This window comes from Acidovorax sp. sic0104, from assembly GCF_019219095.1.
Lineage (GTDB): Bacteria > Pseudomonadota > Gammaproteobacteria > Burkholderiales > Burkholderiaceae_C > Acidovorax.
This window is the reverse complement of the sequence record NZ_JAHUWH010000008.1, coordinates 63,882-83,091: the sequence shown is the minus strand read 5'-3', so window position 1 is coordinate 83,091 and position 19,210 is coordinate 63,882. Positions and strand designations below refer to the sequence as shown.

Genomic DNA, 19,210 nt, shown 5'->3' with positions numbered 1-19,210 from the left:
CATCGCAGCACTGAAGCCCAATGAAATACAGCAAATTTCAAACCGGACGCCCAGTGTGAAATTCATCGACAGACATTGAAAGGAAGACACCATGCTCGACATCCGCAAGGCCCAACACCGCGGCAACGCCAACCACGGCTGGCTCCATTCGCGCCACACCTTCTCCTTCGGCCACTACCACGACGCCAACCAGCAAGGTTTTTCCGACCTGCTGGTCATCAACGACGACCGCGTGGCCCCGGGCAAGGGTTTTGGCACCCATCCGCACCGCGACATGGAAATCTTCTCGTACGTGCTGGAAGGCGCGCTGGAGCACAAGGACTCCATGGGCACCGGCTCGGTGATCCGCCCTGGCGACGTGCAGATGATGAGCGCCGGCACCGGCGTGCGCCACAGCGAGTTCAACCACTCGGGCGTTGAGCCGGTGCACTTCCTGCAGATCTGGATCGTGCCCGGCCACCGCGGCGCCGAGCCCCGCTACCAGCAGGTGCACTTCAGCGAGGCCGACAAGCGCGGCCGCCTGCGCCAGATCATCTCGCCCGAAGGGGGCGACGGCTCTCTGGCAGTGCACCAGGACGCCAGGGTCTATGCCGGCTTGTTCAACGGCAGCGAAGAAGCCGCCGAACTCAACGTGGGCCCGGGCCGCAACGTGTATGTGCACGTGGCCCGCGGCAGCCTGGAGGTGAACGGCGAGCGGCTGTCCGAAGGCGACGGCGCCCGCATCCGCGACGCCGGGGCCCTGCGCTTTGCCCACGGCGAAGACGCCGAGGTGCTGGTGTTCGACCTGCGCCCCAACGAGCTGCCCACGATGCCGCACTGAGCGAACGCGGGGTCTGAGGAATGGGTGGGCGATACCGTCCATCCCTGCCTCTCGCCGCGCCCCGGCCGCGCCCCGGCCCGCCGCATTTCCTTTCTCGCGTTTTTTTTGTTCTTCTCGATCTACTTCATCTTCAATTTCCAGGGAGCTCACCATGACCAACGCCCAAACCGCCACCGCAGCCAACGCCACCGCCCGCCCCGTCGCCTACGCCAAGCCTGGCGCCACGCTGCTGAACGCCGGCGACCACACCCTCGTCATGATCGACTTCCAGTCGCAGATGGCCTTTGCCACGCACTCCATCGACGCGATCACGCTGCGCTCCAACGCCGGCCTGGTGGCCAGCGCAGCCGCCGGGTTTGGCGTGGACACCATCCTCACCACGGTGGCCGAGAAGAGCTTCAGCGGCCCCATGTTCGAGGAAGTGACCGCACCGTTCCCGGGCCAGGCGCTGCTGGACCGCACCTCCATGAACACCTGGGAAGACGAGGCCGTGATTGCCCGGGTCAACGCCATCGGCAAGCCGCGCATCGTGCTGGCCGGCCTGTGGACCAGCGTCTGCATCGTGGGCCCGGCGCTGTCGGCCCTGGACCAGGGCTTCGAGGTGTATGTGATCGCCGACGCCAGCGGCGACATCTCGGCCGAAGCCCACAACCGCGCCATGGAGCGCATGGTGCAGGCCGGCGCGCGGCCCATCACGGCATTGCAGTACCTGCTGGAGCTGCAGCGCGACTGGGCGCGGGGCGAGACGTACGACATGACGACGGGCATCGCCAGGAAGTTCGGCGGCGGCTATGGCCTGGGCATCACCTACGCCAAGACCATGTTCAACGCCCAAGAAGCCTAAAAAATGGGTGCATTGGCCTACTGCGCGACCCGATCCCGCACCTGCGGTTCTCGCCGTACGCTTGTACGGCTGCGGTCCTCGGCGCAGGCTCGGGCCGCTCGCTACGGCCACTGCACCCTTTTTTGCGCTCTGCCATTGCTCAAATCTTTGAAGTCCGAACACCATGAATTCACCCGCCCAAACCCCTGACCTCATCCTGCGCAATGGGCGCTTCACCACGCTGGACCGCGCCAACCCCACGGCCAGTGCGGTCGCCATTGCGCAAGGGCGCTTCACGCACGTTGGCGACGACCGCGAAGTGATGGCGCTGGCCGGTGCGGGCACGCGGGTCATCGACCTGGGCGGGCGCAGCGTGCTGCCGGGGCTCATCGACAACCACCTGCACATCATCCGCGGCGGCCTCAACTTCAACATGGAGCTGCGGTGGGACGGTGTGAAGAGCCTGGCCGACGCCATGGCCATGCTCAAAGCGCAGGTGGCGGTGACGCCCGCGCCGCAGTGGGTGCGCGTGGTGGGCGGCTTCACCGAACACCAGTTTGCGGAAAAGCGCCTGCCCACGCTGGCCGAGCTGAACGCCGTGGCGCCCGACACCCCGGTGTTCATCCTGCACCTGTACGACCGCGCGCTGCTCAACGGCGCCGCGCTGCGCGCCGTGGGCTACGGCAAGGACACGCCCGCACCACCCGGTGGCGAGATCGTGCGCGACAGCGCGGGCAACCCCACGGGCCTGCTGCTGGCCAAGCCCAACGCGGCCATCCTGTATGCCACGCTGGCCAAGGGCCCCAAGCTGCCGCACGACTACCAGGTCAACTCCACGCGCCACTTCATGCGTGAGCTCAACCGCCTGGGCGTGACCGGCGCCATCGACGCGGGCGGTGGCATGCAGAACTACCCGGACGACTACGACGTCATCCAGGAGCTGGCCGATGCCGACCAGCTCACCATCCGCCTGGCCTACAACCTGTTCACGCAAAAGCCGAAGCAGGAAAAGGAAGACTTCCTGAACTGGACGGCCACCTCGCAGTACAAGCAGGGCACGGACTACTTTCGCCACAACGGCGCGGGCGAGATGCTGGTGTTCTCCGCCGCCGACTTCGAGGACTTCCGCCAGCCCCAGCCCGAGCTCGCGCCCGGCATGGAAGGCGAGCTGGAAGAGGTGGTGCGCATTCTCGCGCAGAACCGCTGGCCCTGGCGCATGCACGCCACCTACGACGAGACCATCGAGCGGGCGCTCAACGTGTTCGAAAAGGTCAACCAGGACACGCCCCTGGCCGGCCTGAACTGGTTCTTCGACCACGCCGAAACCATTTCGGAAAAGTCCATCGACCGCATCGCCGCCCTGGGCGGCGGCGTGGCCGTCCAGCACCGCATGGCCTACCAGGGCGAGTACTTCGTCGAGCGCTACGGCGCTGCCGCGGCCGAGGCCACGCCCCCGGTCAAGCGCATGCTGGAGAAGGGCGTCAACGTGTCCGCCGGCACCGACGCCACCCGCGTGGCCAGCTACAACCCCTGGGTGTCGCTGTCCTGGCTCGTCACCGGCAAGACGGTGGGCGGCCTGCAGCTCACGCCGCAGCGCAACTGCCTCACCCGCGACCAGGCCCTGCGCATGTGGACCGAGAACGTCACCTGGTTCAGCAACGAGCAGGGCAAGAAGGGCCGCATCGAAGCGGGCCAACTGGCCGACCTCGTCGTGCCCGACCGCGACTTCTTTGCCTGCCCCGAGTCCGACATCGCCGACACGACCGCCCTGCTCACCGTGGTGGGCGGCAAGGTGGTCTATGGCGCGGGCGACTTCGCGCGCTTCGACGACGCGGCCCCGCCGCCCGCCATGCCTGACTGGTCACCCGTGCGCACCTTCGGCGGCTACGGCGCCTGGGGCGCCCAGGGAGGGCCGGACGGCGCGCCGCTGCAGGCCGTGCTGCGCAACGCTGCCGCGAACTGCGGTTGCGCCAGCAACTGCAACCTGCACGGCCATGCCCACGCCACGGCCTGGAGCAGCAAGCTGCCGGTGTCCGACCTGCAGGGCTTCTGGGGCGCCCTGGGCTGTGCCTGCTGGGCGGTGTGACGGTGCAGCACGCATTGCAATCGGCCGCCACCGCGCCCTGGGTGCAGACGCTGGCGCTGCTGTGCCTGTGCGCCGCCTACCTGCAGGGCGGCATCGGCAAGGCCCGCAACTTTGCCGGCGCCGTGGCCGAAGTGCGCTCGCTCGGCCTGGCGCCCGCCGCGCCCATCGCGGCCGCCACGCTGGTGCTGCAGCTCTCGGCCTCGGCGCTCATCCTTTCGGGCTGGTACCGCTGGCTCGGGGCGCTGGCCCTGGCGGGCTTCACCGTGCTCGCCGCTTTGCTGGCGGACCGCTTCTGGGCTGCACCGCCCGCCGATCGGCAGCGCAGCGCCAACGCATTTTTTGAACACTGGGGCCTGGTGGGCGGCATGCTGCTCGTCGCCTGGCACGACCTCGGAGGCCACCATGCCTGATCACAGCCCAATCAAACCCGACACCACCACCACACCGGGCAGCTTTGCGCCGCTGGCCATTCCCGTCTTTGCGGTGCTGTGGACCGCCACGGTGCTGGGCAACATCGGCAGCTTCATGCGCGACGTCGCCAGCGCCTGGATGGTGACCGAGCTCTCGTCCAGCCCCACCGCGGTCGCGCTGATCCAGACCGCCGCCACGCTGCCGGTCTTTCTGCTCGCCATTCCCGCGGGTGTGCTGTCGGACATCCTGGACCGACGCCGTTTCCTCATCGGCGTGCAGGTGCTGCTGGCCGCCGTCAGCGGTACGCTGCTCATCCTGGCCAACACCCACACGCTGACGGTGGAGTGGCTGGTGGCGCTGACCTTCGTGGGCGGCATCGGTGCCGCGCTCATGGGCCCCACCTGGCAGTCCATCGTGCCCGAGCTGGTGCCGCGCAGCGAACTCAAGAGCGCCGTGGCGCTCAACTCGCTGGGCATCAACATTGCACGCGCCATCGGCCCGGCGGCGGGCGGCCTGCTGCTGGCCAGCTTCGGCGCGGCCATGGCCTACGGCCTGGACGTGCTGAGCTATGTGTTCGTGATCGCCGCGCTGCTGTGGTGGAAGCGCCCCAAGGCCGAGGCCTCAGGCCTGAACGAGCAGTTCTTCGGCGCCTTCCGCGCCGGCGTGCGCTACGCCCGCGCCAGCCGCGAGCTGCATGTGGTGCTGCTGCGCGCGGCCCTGTTCTTCCTGTTCGCCAGCTCCGTCTGGGCGCTGCTGCCACTGGTGGCGCGCCGCATGCTGGGCGGCACGGCCGGCTTCTACGGCGTGATGCTGGGCGCCGTGGGCGCGGGCGCCATCCTGGGCGCCGTGCTGCTGCCCCGCTTGCGCCAGCGGCTGGATACCGATGGCCTGGTGCTGCTGGCCTCGCTGCTCACGGCTGCCGTCATGGGCGTGCTGACGGTGGCCCCGCCCCAGTGGGCCGCCGTGGCGCTGATGCTGGTGTTGGGCCTGGGCTGGATCATCGCGCTGACCACTCTCAACGGCGTGGCCCAGGCCGTGCTGCCCAACTGGGTGCGCGGCCGGGGCCTGGCCATCTACCTCATGGTCTTCAATGGCGCGATGGCCGCCGGCAGCCTGGGCTGGGGCCTGATCGCGGGGCAGGCCGGTTTGCCCGCCACGCTGCTGATGGGCGCGGCCGGGCTGGTGGTGGCGTCGCTCATCTTTCACCGTGTGAAGCTGCCCACCGGCGAGGCTGACCTGCAGCCGTCCAACCATTGGCCCGAGCCCCTGCTGGCCGAGCCCGTGGCGCACGACCGGGGCCCGGTGATGGTGCAGATCGAATACCGCATCGCCAAGCCCGACCTGCCCGCCTTCCTGCAGGCCATGCAGCGCCTGTCGGCCGAGCGCCGCCGCGACGGCGCCTATGCCTGGGGCGTGGCCGAACACACGGGTGAGCCGGGCCGCGTGATCGAGTGGTTTCTGGTTGAATCCTGGGCCGAACACCTGCGCCAGCACCACCGCGTGTCCAAGGCGGATGCGGACCTGCAGGCCGAGGCGCTGCGGTTTCACCAGGGGCCGGGGCGGCCGGTGGTGCATCACTTTCTGGCGCTGGGGGCCGAGGATGCCGAAGCTGAAGCAGGCAATGGCGATGCCCGTGCAGCCCCAGTGTCATGACTCTCTGGTCAGCGTCGAATGGTTGCGCGCGCGGAGGGCTCACTGGTTGCTGACAGAACGCTCATAATTCTCCGTCCATCAGCCTTGAGAACCCCCTTGCTTCCACAACATTTGCCCCGCCTGCACCAGCCTATCTCCTGGCTGTCGTTGCGGCCAGGGGGGCACACAGCCCCTGAAGTATTGGCTCAACGCCCAACCTTCGCCGACGGCGAGTCTGCTGGCGAGAACGCCCTATGACGGCTCTGCAAGCGCCATCCGAGCTGCTGACACGCATTCGCCAGATCTGGGAGTCTGCGCGCACACAGGCGGCCCGCTCGGTCAACACGGCGCATGTGTGTGCCAACTGGTTGATTGGCCAGCAGATCGTCGAGGCCGAGCAGGGCGGCGCCAAGCGTGCAGCGTATGGCAAGGCATTGCTCAAAGCGCTGTCATCGCAATTGATGGCGGACTATGGGGACGGGTTTTCCGTCAGCGCGCTGCAGTACATGCGCAGTTTCTTCCTGGCTTACCCCGACCTGCTGGCAAAACAACACGCACTGCGTGTTGTTTTGGATGTGGGACAGATTCAGCACGCAGTGCGTGGTGAATTGGGTGCGGATACCGATGGCGATTGGCGGCCCGGAGCCCTGCACCCGGGCTTGTCATGGACGCACTACCGCACGCTGCAGAAGGAGGGGCGCCGCGCAGTGCGTGACTTCTATGAAATCGAGGCGGTGAACAACGGCTGGTCTGCCCGCCAGTTGGAGCGGCAGATGCACTCTTTCTTGTTCGAGCGGCTGGCCAAGAGCCGCGACAAGCAAGGGCTGCTTGCGCTGGTCAGCGAAGGGCAGATACTGGCCCAGCCTCACGATGCCATCAAAGACCCCTATGTGCTGGAGTTTTTGAATCTGCCGGAATCACACCGCTTGGTGGAGTCGCGCATCGAAGAAGCCTTGATCAACCAACTGCAATCGTTCCTGCTGGAGTTGGGCAGCGGCTTTGCTTTCGTGGGGCGGCAGCGCAGGCTGACGCTGGACGGAGACCATTTCTACCCCGACCTGGTGTTCTATCACGTCAAGCTTAAGTGCTATGTCGTGATCGACTTGAAGGTGGGCAAGCTCACCCATGGCGACTTGGGCCAGATGCAGTTGTATGTGCACTACTACGACCGCGAAGTCACCGGCCCGGGCGACAACCCAACGATCGGGCTGCTGTTGTGCAGCGAAAAGAACGACGCGGTGGTGCGCTACGTGCTCGGTGACCAGAGCGAGCAGATATTTGCGAGCCGCTACCAGTTCGCCCTGCCCAGCGAGGACGCCTTGCGCGCAGAAATTCAGCGCGAGCTCGAACAGTGGGAGCAAGCGGCTCCCAAAGCGACGCGCAAAGCGAGCGTGCCCCGTACGTCGAGCCAGCCAGCAGATGCGGGTGAAGCCGTCCAGCGAGTAAAACCCGCGAAGGCAACCGAGGCGGAGGTCAAGCCCAAGGTACCGGTCAAACCGGTGAAGGTTGCAAAGCCCCGCACAAAAACCTCAGGGTCAAAGAGCCGACTCCAGTGATTCGGAGCGGGTCTGGCGCTTCTACGCAGCCGGTGCCCAGATCTGCTGCATCCGCCGGCTGCATTGTCGGGGCACTCAGGAAGACACCGCCGGTTCAGCGCAAGTCTCCACCTCCACCAAGCAGTCATAGAACGTCGGCGCCCGCCCCAGGTCCGTCAGTGCCTGGCTCGTCACCTCGTTCACATTCGTCCCGTCAAGCCCCAGCTTGCGCCACCAGATGCCCAGGCCGTTGACCACGCCGGGCCGTGCGCGGCGGGAGACGGTGGCGTGGCACTGGTAGCTGCCACGGTCGTTGAACACGCGCACCACGGCGTCGTTGGCGATGCCGCGGGCTTCGGCGTCGTCGGGGTGGATCTCCAGGATCGGGCGGCCTTCGATGTTGCGCAGGCTCGTCACGTTCACGAAGGTGGAGTTCAAGAAGTTGCGCGCGGGCGGCGAGATCATGGCCAGGGGGTAGCGTGCGTCGGTGCCCTGCAGCTCGTAATTGGGCAGGTGGTCGGGCAAGCCATCCAGGCCCTGGGCGGCCAGGCGGGCGCTGTAGAACTCGCACTTGCCCGACGGTGACGGGAAGTTGCCTTCGGCAAACAGCGCATCGGGAATGGCCACCGTGGCAAAGCCCTGGGATTGGAGCAGCGCGTAGTCCACCGCATCGCCAAACGCCTGGCGGCACAGGGCCTCGTCGGTGTCGGCAAAGCAGGGGTCGGCAAAGCCCATGCGCGCGGCGAGGTCGCGGAAGATCTGGGCGTTGCTGCGGGCTTCGCCCAGCGGCTGGATGGCAGGGCGGTTGAGTACCACGTCGGTGTGGCCGTAGGACAGGTGCACGTCCCAGTGTTCGAGCTGCGTGGTGGCGGGCAGGATGTAGTCCGCGTAGTCGGCGGTGTCGGTCTGGAAGTGCTCCAGCACTACGGTGAACAGGTCTTCGCGTGCGAAGCCGCGCACGACCTTGCCCGAGTCGGGCGCCACGGCCACGGGGTTGCTGTTGTAGACCACGATGGCTTCCACCTTCGGGCCGAAGGTGGGCGAGGCCTCGCGCAGCAGGTCGTCGCCGATGGTCGTCATGTTGATGGTGCGCGGTGTCTTGGCGGGCAGCAGGTCGGGCCGCTGCAGCACGGCGCGCTGCGCGGGAAACTGCCCCGAGCTGGACAGCAGCATGCCGCCCGCGCGGTGGCGCCAGGCGCCGGTAAGAGCGGGCAGGCAGGCCACGGCGCGCACCGCGTTGCCGCCGCCGCGCACGCGCTGCATGCCGTAGTTCAGGCGGATGGCGGCGGGCTTGGTGGTGCCGTAGTCATGGGCCAGCTGGCGGATCTGCTCGACCGGAATGCCGCAGATCTCGGCGGCGCGCTCTGGCGGCCACTGCAGGGCACGCTCGCGCAGTTGCTCCCAGCCGAGCGTGTAGCGGGCGATGTAGTCGTGGTCCAGCCAGTCGTGCGCGATCAGCTCGTGCATCAGCGCCAGGGCCAGCGCGGCGTCGGTGCCGGGGCGCAGGGCGATGTGCTCGTGGCACTTGTCGGCCGTCTCGCTCTTGCGGGGGTCGATGCAAACGAGCCTGGCGCCATTGCGTTTGGCCTGTTGCGCGTAGCGCCAGAAGTGCAGGTTGCTGCCGATGGAGTTGCTGCCCCAGATCAGGATGAGCTGCGATTCGGCGAAGAACTCCACCTTCATGCCCACCTTGCCGCCCAGGGTTTGCGTCAGGGCCTCCGCACCTGCCGATGCACAGATGGTGCGGTCCAGCAGCGACGCCCCTAGCTGATGGAAGAACCGGCGGTCCATGCTTTCGCCCTGGACCATGCCCATGGTGCCGGCATAGCTGTAGGGCAGGATGGCCTCGGGCGCGCGGGCGGCGATGGATTGCAGGCGCTGCGCGATATCGGCCAAGGCGTTGTCCCAGCTGACAGGCTCGAACAGGCCGCTGCCCTTGGCGCCCGTGCGCTTGAGCGGAGTGAGCACGCGCTCAGGGTGGTAGCTGCGTTCGGTGTACTTGCTCACCTTGGCGCACAGCGCGCCGTCGGTGTGCCGGTGGTCGGGGTTGCCCTGCACGCGGATGGCCACCCCGTTGTCGTCCACGGTGGTGATCAGGGCGCAGGTATCCGGGCAGTCGTGCGGGCAGGCGCCCCGCACCTGAATCGGGCTGGAGGGTAGGGGATTGGCGGCAGAAGGCGTGGACATGGGTGGGGCGATCGTTAAACTGCCAGAGGGTTGGAAACAGCGTGCATATACAACCAACATCCATCAAACCGTGCGCCGTTTCCCTGGCAGGCTGCTTGGGAAAAATTTCCGGCGGCAGCGTCGAGGAGGTCAACCTCGTGATTTTTGACAAGAAGAGGGATTTCACCATGAAGCAAATGGCATTGGGGCGCAGGCAGTTTTCCATCGGGGTGGGGGTTGCTGCGCTTGGAGGCTTTCACACGGCGCAGGCCCAGAGCGAAGGCCGCATCGTGCTGGGCCAGTCCGCAGCGTTCACCGGGCCGGCCGCCCAGTTGGGCGTGCAGTTCAACCAAGGCGCCAAGCTCTTTTTTGACCAGCTCAACGCCCAGGGCGGCGTGGGCAAGCGCCCCATCGAGATCCGCACGCTGGACGACGGCTACGAGCCCGAGCGCTGCGCGGAGAACACGAAGAAGTTCATCGCCGACGACGTGTTCGCTCTTTTCGGCTACATCGGCACGCCCACCAGCCTGGCCGCGCTGCCGTTGTTCACGCAGGCCAAGCTGCCGTTCTTCGGCCCGTTCACCGGAGCCGAGGCGCTGCGCCAGCCGTTCAACCGGCTCGTCTTCCATGTGCGTGCCTCGTACTATGACGAAACCGCGCTCATCGTGCGCCAGTTGACCAATCTGGGTCTCAAGAGGATCGCGGTGTTCTACCAGAACGATGCCTATGGCAAGGCGGGGCTTGACGGCGTGAACAAGGCGCTGGCCGATCTGAAGCTGGCGGCCGTGGCCACAGCCACGGTCGAGCGCAACTCGGTGGAGGTCAAGGCCGCCACCGACAAGCTCATGGCCGCCAAGCCCGATGCCGTGGTGCAGATCGCTGCGTACGCTGGCAGCGCGGCTTTCGTGCGCTCTGCGCGCAAGGCAGGGTTTGGCGGCACGTTCTACAACGTCTCCTTCGTGGGCACGCAGGCCCTGGCCGACGAATTGGGCAAGGACGGCGCGGGCGTCGTCATCTCGCAGGTCGTGCCCTCGCCCTACCAGCCCTCGCGCCAGATCACGCGCGAGTTTCTGGAGGCGATCAAAAAGGGCGGCGACAAGGTGCAGGCCAACTACTCCAGCATGGAGGGCTACCTGGCCGCGCGGGTGTTCGCCGAAGGACTGCGCCAGGCCCAGGCCAGCGGCAAGATCACGCGCGAGAGCTTCATCACCGGCACCGAGGCGATCGGCAGCCAGACGATCTCGGGTTTTCCGGTGGCCTTCAGCGCCACCAGCCATGCGGCGTCGAAATTTGTGGAGATGTCGATGCTGACCGGCGACGGAAGAGTGAGGACTTGAGCTCGGATGGATGCGGGTTCGCGCCCCGTCATTCAATACCCGGAACCGTTCGGGCTGAGCCTGCCGAAGCCTTGCGCGGCGCTTCGACAGGCCTGTCCTGAGCATGTCGAAGGGCTCAGTGTGAACTGCTGAGTATTTTTGAAAGTAGGGCTTCCCGGATTTGACTAGTCGATCGACGTAGTGCGCGCCAGCCCCTGCATGAAAGCTTCGCAGCGGCCGAGCTGTTCCAGGCTCACATACTCGTCGGGCTGGTGGGCCTGGCGGATGCTGCCGGGGCCGCAGACCACGGTGGAGATGCCGGCGTTCTTGAAAAGGCCGGCTTCGGTGCCGAAGGCCACGAGGGTGGTGCTCTTCTCGCCCGAGAGAGCCTGCGCCAGGCGCGTGACCGGGTCGTCCTTGCTGCCCAGGAAGCTCGGGATCTCGCAGATGGTCTCGAATGAGAAACCGGCTGCGGGCGCAATCTGCTGCATGCGCGGCTCCAGCGATTTGGCATACGCCACCACCTCGGACTGCATCTGCGCGGCGTTGGCCGTGGGCAGGTCGCGGAACTCATAGCGGAACTCGGCATCGCGCGGCACCACGTTGTCGGCGATGCCGCCGTGGAACTGGCCCACGCTGGTGGTGGAGAACGGAACGTCGAAGCCTTCGAAGCGGGGCTCTTCGCGCTCGAAGCCTTCACCCATGTCGCGCAGGCGGCCGACCACGCGGGCCGCCATCTCGATGGCGTTGACCGAGTGCGGCGTGAGCGAGGAGTGCGCCTCCTTGCCGCGCACGCAGCACTTGTAGCGGTACACGCCCTTGTGGGCGATGGCGGGCACCATGCTGGTGGGTTCGCCCACGATGCAGGCCAGGGGCTTGATGTCGGCGTCGCGCAGGTCGGCAATCAGCTCCTTCACGCCGAAGCAGCCGATCTCTTCCTCGTAGCTGAAGGCCAGGTGCACGGCGAATGGCGCGCTGCTGTTCAGGAATTGCTCGGCCTGCGATACGGCGATGCCGATGAACGCTTTCATGTCGGCGCTGCCACGCCCGTACAGGCTCGGGCCCTCGGGGCCGTCCTTGATAAGTGCACTGAGCGGATCCATCGTCCAGTCCTGCCCATCCCACGGCACGGTGTCGGTGTGGCCCGACAGGATGATGCCCGCCGGCTTGCCCTCGCCCAGGGTGGCGAACAGGTTGGCCTTGGTCTTGTCGTCGTTGAAGGTGAGGCGGCTCTTCACGCCCAGGCGGGCCAGGTGGTCGCGGATGAAATGGATCAGCTCCAGGTTGGAGTTGTGGCTGACGGTGTTCATGCGCACCAGGGTTTGTGCAAGTTCGAGGGCGTGGGGGGAAAGCATGGTGTGGACTGGTGATTAACCCGGGTTGGCACGTGAGTTGCTCTCGGGCTAGACTGTGAGATCGTAAGGATACATATCATGAACGTTATTGATTCCATCGTCACGCAGGCGGCCAGTATTGCCGCCGTGCGCCGGGACATCCACGCACATCCCGAGCTGTGCTTCGAAGAGGTGCGCACCGCCGACGTGGTGGCGCACAAGCTCACCGAATGGGGCATCCCGATCCACCGGGGCCTGGGCAAGACGGGTGTGGTGGGTATCGTCAAGGGGCGTGACGGCGGCGCCAGCGGCCGGGCCATCGGACTGCGTGCCGACATGGACGCCCTGCCGATGCAGGAGTTCAACACCTTCGCGCATGCCAGCAAATACCAGGGCAAGATGCACGCATGCGGCCACGACGGGCACGTGGCCATGCTGCTGGCCGCGGCGCAGCACTTCGCCAAGCACCGCAACTTCGATGGCACCGTGTACCTGATCTTCCAGCCTGCGGAAGAGGGCGGTGGCGGTGCCCGCGTGATGATCGAAGAGGGCCTGTTCGAGCAGTTCCCCATGCAGGCCGTATACGGCATGCACAACTGGCCTGGCATGCCCACGGGCACCTTTGCCGTGAGCCCCGGCCCGGTGATGGCGTCGACCAGTGACTTCAAGATCACCATCCGCGGCAAGGGCGGCCATGCGGCCCTGCCGCACACCGGCATCGACCCGGTTCCGATCGCATGCCAGATGGTGCAGACCTTCCAGACCATCGTCAGCCGCAACAAGAAGCCGGTGGATGCGGGTGTGATCTCGGTCACCATGATCCATGCCGGCGAGGCCACCAACGTGGTGCCCGACAGCGTGGAGCTGCAGGGCACCGTGCGCACCTTCACCACGGAGGTGCTGGACCTGATCGAAAAGCGCATGCGCCATGTGGCAGAGCACACCTGCGCAGCGCACGATGCCACCTGCGAGTTCGAGTTCGTGCGCAACTACCCGCCCACCATCAACTCGCCCGCCGAGGCGGAATTTGCCCGCAAGGTCATGGTCGATATCGTGGGCGATGCCCTTGTGCTGGACCAGGAGCCCACCATGGGGGCCGAAGACTTCGCCTACATGCTGCAGGCCAGGCCCGGCGCGTATTGCTTCATTGCCAACGGCGACGGCACGCACCGCGAGATGGGCCACGGCGGTGGCCCCTGCATGCTGCACAACCCCAGCTATGACTTCAATGACGACCTGATTCCGCTGGGCGCGACCTTCTGGGTCAAGCTCGCCGAAGAGTGGCTGGCGCAGCCTGCGGCCTGACGCTCCGCCCTGCCCACCCTGTGGTTCCTGAACCGGGCGCGCCTTGCGGGCCCGGTCCCTGCCTTTTCTTTTCTTCACCCCCTCAGAAAGCCCCGCCCATGATCGGCATCGCCAGCGCCTTTTCGCCCAGCTACGCACAGGCCCGCAAGAAGTTTCTCGAGGCCGCAGCCGCTGCCGGCCTGCCCACCGAGTCGCATGTCCACCCGCTCAAGGGCCGTGACGGCGAAGACCTGGCGATGGACGTGGTGCGTGACGGCCCGGCCGATGCCAAGAAGCTGCTCATCGTGAGCAGCGCTTGCCACGGCGTGGAGGGCTACTGCGGCAGTGGCGTGCAGGTGTTCGCGCTGCACGACCAGGAGTGGCGCGACAAGGCGCGCGCGGCCGGTGTGGCCACGCTGTACATCCACGCGCTCAACCCCTACGGCTTCTCGCATGTGCGCCGCTTCACGCACGAGAACGTGGACCTGAACCGCAACTTCCAGGACTTCTCCCAGCCCCTGCCGGTGAACAAGGCCTACCGCGAGGTGCAGCACCTGCTGTTGCCAGAGCAATGGCCGCCATCGGCCGAGAACGACGCCGCCCGGCAGCAGTACATCGACACGCACGGCGAAGCCGCCTGGCAGGCCGCCATTACGCAGGGCCAGCACGAGTTTCCGCAAGGCGTGTTCTTCGGTGGCACCGAGCCCACCTGGAGCAACCTCACACTGCGCCAGGTGCTGCGCCAGCACGGAGCCAAGGCATCGAACATTGCCTGGATCGACCTGCACACGGGCCTGGGCCCGAGCGGCCATGGCGAGCGCATCTATGCCGGCAAGGACGACGCCAGTTCGGTGGCGCGCGCCCGCGCGTGGTGGGACGGCGGAGGCGCCACGCCGGTCACGTCCATCTACGACGGCTCCTCGACATCGGCCTTCCTCACCGGGCTGATGTGGAACTCCATCTATGACGAATGCCCGCACGCCGAGAGCACGGGCATCGCGATGGAATACGGCACCGTGCCGGTGCTGGAGGTGATGGATGCGATCCGCGCCGAGCAGTGGCTCAACCTGCACCCCGAAGCGCCCGCCGAGCAGCATGCACAGATCAAGGCACAGATGCTCGCCGCGTTCTACACCGATACCGACGTGTGGAAGGGCCAGATCGTGAGCCAGGCGCGGCAGTCTATGTTCCAGGCGGTGGACGGGCTCGCGTCCTGATGCCGGGCGGGCACTCGGCGGCGCGCCGCGCTCGCTGAGCCCGTTTCGGCAACCGCAGCGGCTCCTGCCGCTGGGCGGCTACCATCGCCCTCAAAAACCAGGAGACACCATGGCCATCGACCATGACGCTGGTGCGGGGCCTGGCGCATGCCGGTAAGCCCGCCCCCTTTGCCGGCAGCTGCACCGGCGCACGCGCCCGGAGGCGCAGCACTTGACCCGCTGCGCGCGCTCAGCCGCAGCCTGCTGCAGCTGTCGCAGCAGGCCCAGAACGCGCAGCCCCAGGACTTGCTGCACATGGCCATGCAGACGCTGCGGGGCCTGGTGGCGTTCGACTCGGCGTGGTGGGGCGAGGTGTCGGCCGGCGACCCGCAGGCGGGGCCGCGCAACTGGCTGCACGGCAGCATCGGCCTGAGCCGAAACTTCGCCGAGGAGTGGAACGCGCTGGCGGCGGTGGACATGTTCGCGCAGCAGTCCATGCAGCGCCTGGGCGAGGTCATCCGCGAGCGCGATGTGGTGGCGCATTTCCCTGAGCATCCGGCAGTGCTGGCTTTCAGCGAGCGCCACGGCCTGTACCACTGCATGGCCCTCACGGCCGAGCTGCCGCGCAGCGGGCTGATGTTCTTCGTTTCCATCTACCGCCCGCCAGGTCGGCCGGAGTTCTCGGACGGCGAGACCGCGCTGTTCGGTGAGTTCGTCGTGCACCTGCTGCAGCACTGGCACCACCGCCTGCAGCGCCTGCAAAGCGATGCCCCCGGTCGCCCCTGGGACAGCTTCGCGCTGGCTCGGCCTTCCGGCGAGCTGCTGTTCGCGGGCTTGCGCATCAGCCTGGCGCTGGGGGCGGCAAGCCCCGGCTGGAACGGCACGCACCTGCCCGCGGCCGTGGCGCAGGCTCTGCCAGGTGCGCCGTGCACCCTGGCTGTGGGCAAGGGCTGCCGCGTGCGCCTGGAGCCCTGCGGCCCGCTGGTGGCGATGAGTATCGTGTCGCGCGAGCACAGGCAGCCGCTGGCGCCGCGTGAATTGAGCACGGCCATGCTCTATGCCCAAGGCCAATCGCACAAGGACATTGCGGCCGCATTGGGCCTCACGCCCGCCACCGTGCGGACCTACCTGCGCACCGCCTATGCCGCGCTGGGTGTGCGCAACAAGCTGGAGCTGGTGACGGCGCTGCGCAACGCGTAGCGGTCCCCGGCCGCTCAAGACCAGCCCTGAGGGCATCCGGGCCCGGCTGCGGGGGTGGCGGCGCGCTCGGTAGTTTCCCGCTCCCTCTGCATTTGCAGGGGCTGCAATGCGGTGGCCTTTCCCTATCGTGCGGACCGGAGACCCCGGCGCCGGGGTCTCCCAAAACCACCATCACAGGAGACTTCCGCATGTTCCCGAACCCCCGCCGCGCGAGCGCGGCATCCCGCCACCAGGCCACTCCCCAGGCCATGTCCCCAGGCCGGTGGGCCACGGGTGCCCTGGCCGCCACCGCAGCCCTCGCGCTCAGTGCCTGTGGAGGCGGTGGCGACGCCAGCCCCCCGCTGGCCACCAAACCCCTGGCCGAAGCCTGCGCCGCCTACACCTCCGCCGCGTTGCCCCATGGCGCCAAGGTCACGCGCACCGAGCTGCGCAAGGCCGACAGCACGCTGCCCGACGCCTGCATCGTGCGCGGGCAGATCGTCTCGTCGCCCGAGTCCACCATCAACTGGGCAGTGGAGTTGCCCACCCTCGCGCAGTGGAACGGCAAGACGCTGACCATCGGCGGCGGTGGCTTCGACGGCTTCATCCCCACCGACGACCCCTGGTACCAGCAGCTGGTGGGGCCATCGGCCAATCCGTATGTGAAGATCAGCTCCGACTCCGGCCATCAGGTGCGCGGTTTCGCCTGGGGCAACAGCGATGTCGCCCTGCGCAACCATGCGTTCGACGCCAACCACTTCGTGCTGGACGTCGGCACGACCATCGCCACCGAGTTCTATGGCAAGCGCCCCGTGCGCCGCTACCACATGGGCCATTCCAACGGCGGGCGCTCCGGCCTCATCGCCACGCAGAAGTACCCCAAGGACTATGACGGCGTGGTCGCCATGGAGCCCGCCATCAACCAGCAGGCGCACCAGGTCAACCTGGGCCCCACGGTGCTGCGGCACATCTTCAAGAGCCGCGACAACTGGCTCAGCCCCGCCAAGATCGCGCTCTACGCCAAGGCCGAAACCGCCGCCTGCGATGGCCTGGACGGCCTGAAGGACGGCATCATCGGCAACGTCGAGGCCTGCAGCTATGTGCCCACCGACCTGCTGTGCAAGGGGGCTGACAGCGACACCTGCCTGACGGCCGGGCAGATTGAATCCATCCGCCTCATCTACAGCGACCACCGAACGCCCGTGACCCTGTCGCGCGGCGCGGTGGGCTATCCGCGCTACGGCCGGGGCGGGGCGTCCACCTCGGACTGGCAGTCGTACATGTTCGGCACCAGTTTTGATGCCCCTGATTCGTTCAACCACATGGCCGTGACCGAAGCCGCGCGCCTGGTGGAGGGCAACCCCAACGCCAACATCCTGACCCACGACCCGACCCAGTACCAGGCGCAGTACGCGCGGCTGGCCGGGATGATCGACGGCACCGACCCGGACATCTCAGCCTTCGCCGACAACGGCGGCAAGCTGCTGATCTGGTATGGCCTGGGCGACACCTGCGTGTCGGTGTACCGCACGGCGGACTATTTCGACTCGGTCAAGCAGCGCCTGGGCGCCAGCAAGGTGCAGGGCTTTGCGCGCATGGTCACCTCGCCCTCCAACGGGCATGACCTGGACGGCGCGGGCACCGAGCCGCGCTCCATCGATCTGCTGGCCGCCATGGATGCCTGGGTGGAAAAGAGCACGGCGCCCGACAAGCTGGTGGCCACGAAGTTCGCACCCGGCACCACCACGCCGGTGGCGCAGCGCCCTGTGTGCGAGTACCCGAAGTTCCCGCGTTACAACGGTACGGGCGACCCGGCCAAGGCCGAGAGCTTTACCTGCTCTGCTGCGTAGCAAGCACCGCCGTGCGGGCGAGGTCGATGAAGGCCCGCACGTAGTCGATGGAGGTGTCCATCTCGCGGGCCCCCAGAAAGATCTGCTTGGCGATGCCGCGCGCGCCCAGCCGCACGGGCACCACGTCCATCTTGGCGGCGTACTCTTCCACCAGCCAGCGCGGCAGGGCGGCCACCCCGCGGCCGCTGGCCACCATCTGCAGCATGATGTCGGTGGTCTCGATGGTTTTGTGGCGCTTGGGCGTGACGCCGGCCGGCAGCAGGAACTGGCTGTAGATGTCCAGGCGCTCGATGTCCACGGGGTAGCTGATGAGCACTTCCTGTGTCAGCTGCCGGGGCTTCACATAGGTCGCCGACGCCAGCGCATGGCCCTTGGCCACAACAAGCACCTGCTCGTAGTCGAACACGGGTTCGAACCTCAGTCCGGGTTTGAACAGCGGGTCGGGCGTGACCAGCAGGTCGATCTCGAAGCCGAAGAGCGCACCGATCCCGCCGAACTGGAATTTCTGCTTGACGTCCACGTCCACGTCCGGCCATGCGGCCAGATAGGGGGACACCACTTTGAGCAGCCACTGGTAGCACGGGTGGCATTCCATGCCGATGCGCAGCGCGCCGCGCTCGCCCTGCGCAAACTGGCCCAGGCGCTCTTCGGCCAGGTCCAGCTGCGGCAGCACGCGGTTGGCCACGGCCAGCAGGTACTGGCCGGCCTGCGTGAGGCGCAGGCTCCGGCCTTCGCGCAACCACACGTCGGTGCCCAGCTGCTGCTCCAGCTTCTTCATGCTGTGGCTCAGCGCCGACTGGGTGAGGTTCAACACGCCCGCAGCGGCCGTCAGCGACCCTTGTTTTTCAACTTGCTGAACAATGCTCAGGTGAATGCGTTCCAGCATTTGAATGATCCAGATTCATGGATTTATGAAATAAGACCATTTTACTTCATGGGTCGCCGCCACTAGCATTGCCTCCCATGAACGCACGCACAGCACACCCAGCGCATCCTCTGCGCATCGTCGCAGTCTCCGGCGGTTTGCAGCGCCCCTCCAGGTCCGCAGCCCTGGCAGAGCACCTGCTGGACCTGATCGCCGACGAAGTCCCCTGCGAACAGCGCTTGGTGGACGTAGGCCAGCTCGCACCGATGTTCGCTGGCGCGGTGGGGCGCTCTCAACTGCCCGAGGCGATGGAGCGGGAGCTTGCAGCGGTCGAGCAGGCCGATGTGCTGGTGGTGGCGACGCCCGTGTACCGCGGCTCCTATCCGGGCTTGTTCAAGCACTTCTTCGACTTCGTGGGTCAAGACGCCTTGATCGACAAGCCTGTGCTGCTGGCCGCCACCGGCGGCAGTGAGCGCCATGCCCTGGTGATCGACCACCAGCTGCGGCCGCTGTTCAGCTTCTTCCAGGCGCGCACCTTGCCGCTGGGTGTGTATGCGACCGACAAGGATTTCGTGGACTACCGGCTGCGGGACGATGCCCTGATCAACCGGGCCAGCCTGGCCGTCCAACGCGCCTTGCCGCTCCTGCCGTGGGCACGCCACGCCCAAGCCTCGCGGGCGGGTGTTGTGGCTCTGGCCTGACGCAGGAACCGG

Annotated in this window: 15 protein-coding genes; 12 read left to right on the top strand and 3 right to left on the bottom strand. The window is 67.0% G+C overall.

The genetic code is table 11. From position 1 onward, the window contains the following. Positions 1 to 91: 91 nt before the first annotated feature. The 6 genes from KW835_RS14545 (at position 92) to KW835_RS14520 (ending at position 7,328) form a co-directional block, all read left to right on the top strand. On the top strand, positions 92 to 820 hold the full coding sequence (locus tag KW835_RS14545) for a pirin family protein (protein ID WP_218383549.1): 729 nt from the start codon (positions 92 to 94) through the stop codon (positions 818 to 820). Between the two features lie 151 nt (positions 821 to 971). Beyond that, a complete protein-coding gene (locus KW835_RS14540) occupies positions 972 to 1,664 on the top strand; it encodes a hydrolase (RefSeq protein WP_218383547.1) in 693 nt (230 codons plus the stop codon). Between the two features lie 163 nt (positions 1,665 to 1,827). Next, positions 1,828 to 3,729: an amidohydrolase gene (locus KW835_RS14535; RefSeq protein WP_218383545.1), complete on the top strand. Its 1,902-nt coding sequence runs from the start codon at positions 1,828 to 1,830 to the stop codon at positions 3,727 to 3,729. 2 nt (positions 3,730 to 3,731) lie between these two features. Continuing rightward, positions 3,732 to 4,139: a DoxX family protein gene (locus KW835_RS14530; RefSeq protein WP_218383765.1), complete on the top strand. Its 408-nt coding sequence runs from the start codon at positions 3,732 to 3,734 to the stop codon at positions 4,137 to 4,139. After that, on the top strand, positions 4,132 to 5,793 hold the full coding sequence (locus tag KW835_RS14525) for an MFS transporter (protein WP_218383544.1): 1,662 nt from the start codon (positions 4,132 to 4,134) through the stop codon (positions 5,791 to 5,793). The genes KW835_RS14530 and KW835_RS14525 overlap by 8 nt, the downstream gene beginning before the upstream one ends. A gap of 233 nt (positions 5,794 to 6,026) precedes the next feature. Continuing rightward, complete coding sequence (locus tag KW835_RS14520) at positions 6,027 to 7,328, top strand: YhcG family protein (RefSeq protein ID WP_255593536.1); 1,302 nt, start codon at positions 6,027 to 6,029, stop codon at positions 7,326 to 7,328. A 75-nt stretch (positions 7,329 to 7,403) separates the two neighbouring features. Here KW835_RS14520 and KW835_RS14515 read toward each other — a convergent pair whose 3' ends face one another. After that, positions 7,404 to 9,494, bottom strand: a complete 2,091-nt coding sequence (locus tag KW835_RS14515) for a molybdopterin-dependent oxidoreductase (RefSeq protein ID WP_218383542.1) — start codon at positions 9,492 to 9,494, stop codon at positions 7,404 to 7,406. 167 nt (positions 9,495 to 9,661) lie between these two features. On the opposite strand from KW835_RS14515, the gene KW835_RS14510 reads away from it, so the two are divergent. Continuing rightward, on the top strand, positions 9,662 to 10,810 hold the full coding sequence (locus tag KW835_RS14510; RefSeq protein WP_218383540.1) for an ABC transporter substrate-binding protein: 1,149 nt from the start codon (positions 9,662 to 9,664) through the stop codon (positions 10,808 to 10,810). A gap of 164 nt (positions 10,811 to 10,974) precedes the next feature. On the opposite strand, the gene argE is transcribed toward KW835_RS14510, so the two are convergent. Further along, positions 10,975 to 12,144, bottom strand: a complete 1,170-nt coding sequence (gene argE, locus KW835_RS14505) for an acetylornithine deacetylase (RefSeq protein ID WP_218383539.1) — start codon at positions 12,142 to 12,144, stop codon at positions 10,975 to 10,977. 78 nt (positions 12,145 to 12,222) lie between these two features. Between argE and KW835_RS14500 the strand changes: the two genes are divergently transcribed. The 4 genes from KW835_RS14500 (at position 12,223) to KW835_RS14485 (ending at position 17,632) form a co-directional block, all read left to right on the top strand. Then, positions 12,223 to 13,428, top strand: a complete 1,206-nt coding sequence (locus KW835_RS14500; protein ID WP_218383537.1) for a M20 aminoacylase family protein — start codon at positions 12,223 to 12,225, stop codon at positions 13,426 to 13,428. A gap of 98 nt (positions 13,429 to 13,526) precedes the next feature. Then, positions 13,527 to 14,624 (top strand): M14 family metallopeptidase, encoded by a 1,098-nt coding sequence (locus tag KW835_RS14495; RefSeq protein WP_218383536.1) that lies wholly within the window; start codon positions 13,527 to 13,529, stop codon positions 14,622 to 14,624. Positions 14,625 to 14,792: 168 nt separating this feature from the next. Further along, entirely contained in the window at positions 14,793 to 15,803 is a 1,011-nt protein-coding gene (locus tag KW835_RS14490) for a helix-turn-helix transcriptional regulator (RefSeq protein ID WP_255593535.1), read from the top strand. 188 nt (positions 15,804 to 15,991) lie between these two features. Further along, positions 15,992 to 17,632, top strand: coding sequence for a tannase/feruloyl esterase family alpha/beta hydrolase (locus KW835_RS14485; protein WP_255593534.1), 1,641 nt, complete (start codon positions 15,992 to 15,994; stop codon positions 17,630 to 17,632). Here KW835_RS14485 and KW835_RS14480 read toward each other — a convergent pair. Then, on the bottom strand, positions 17,613 to 18,518 hold the full coding sequence (locus KW835_RS14480; RefSeq protein WP_218383533.1) for a LysR family transcriptional regulator: 906 nt from the start codon (positions 18,516 to 18,518) through the stop codon (positions 17,613 to 17,615). The two genes, KW835_RS14485 and KW835_RS14480, sit on opposite strands and share 20 nt — an antisense overlap. Positions 18,519 to 18,595: 77 nt before the next feature. Between KW835_RS14480 and msuE the strand changes: the two genes are divergently transcribed. After that, positions 18,596 to 19,198, top strand: coding sequence for an FMN reductase (msuE, locus tag KW835_RS14475; RefSeq protein WP_218383531.1), 603 nt, complete (start codon positions 18,596 to 18,598; stop codon positions 19,196 to 19,198). Positions 19,199 to 19,210: the final 12 nt, after the last annotated feature.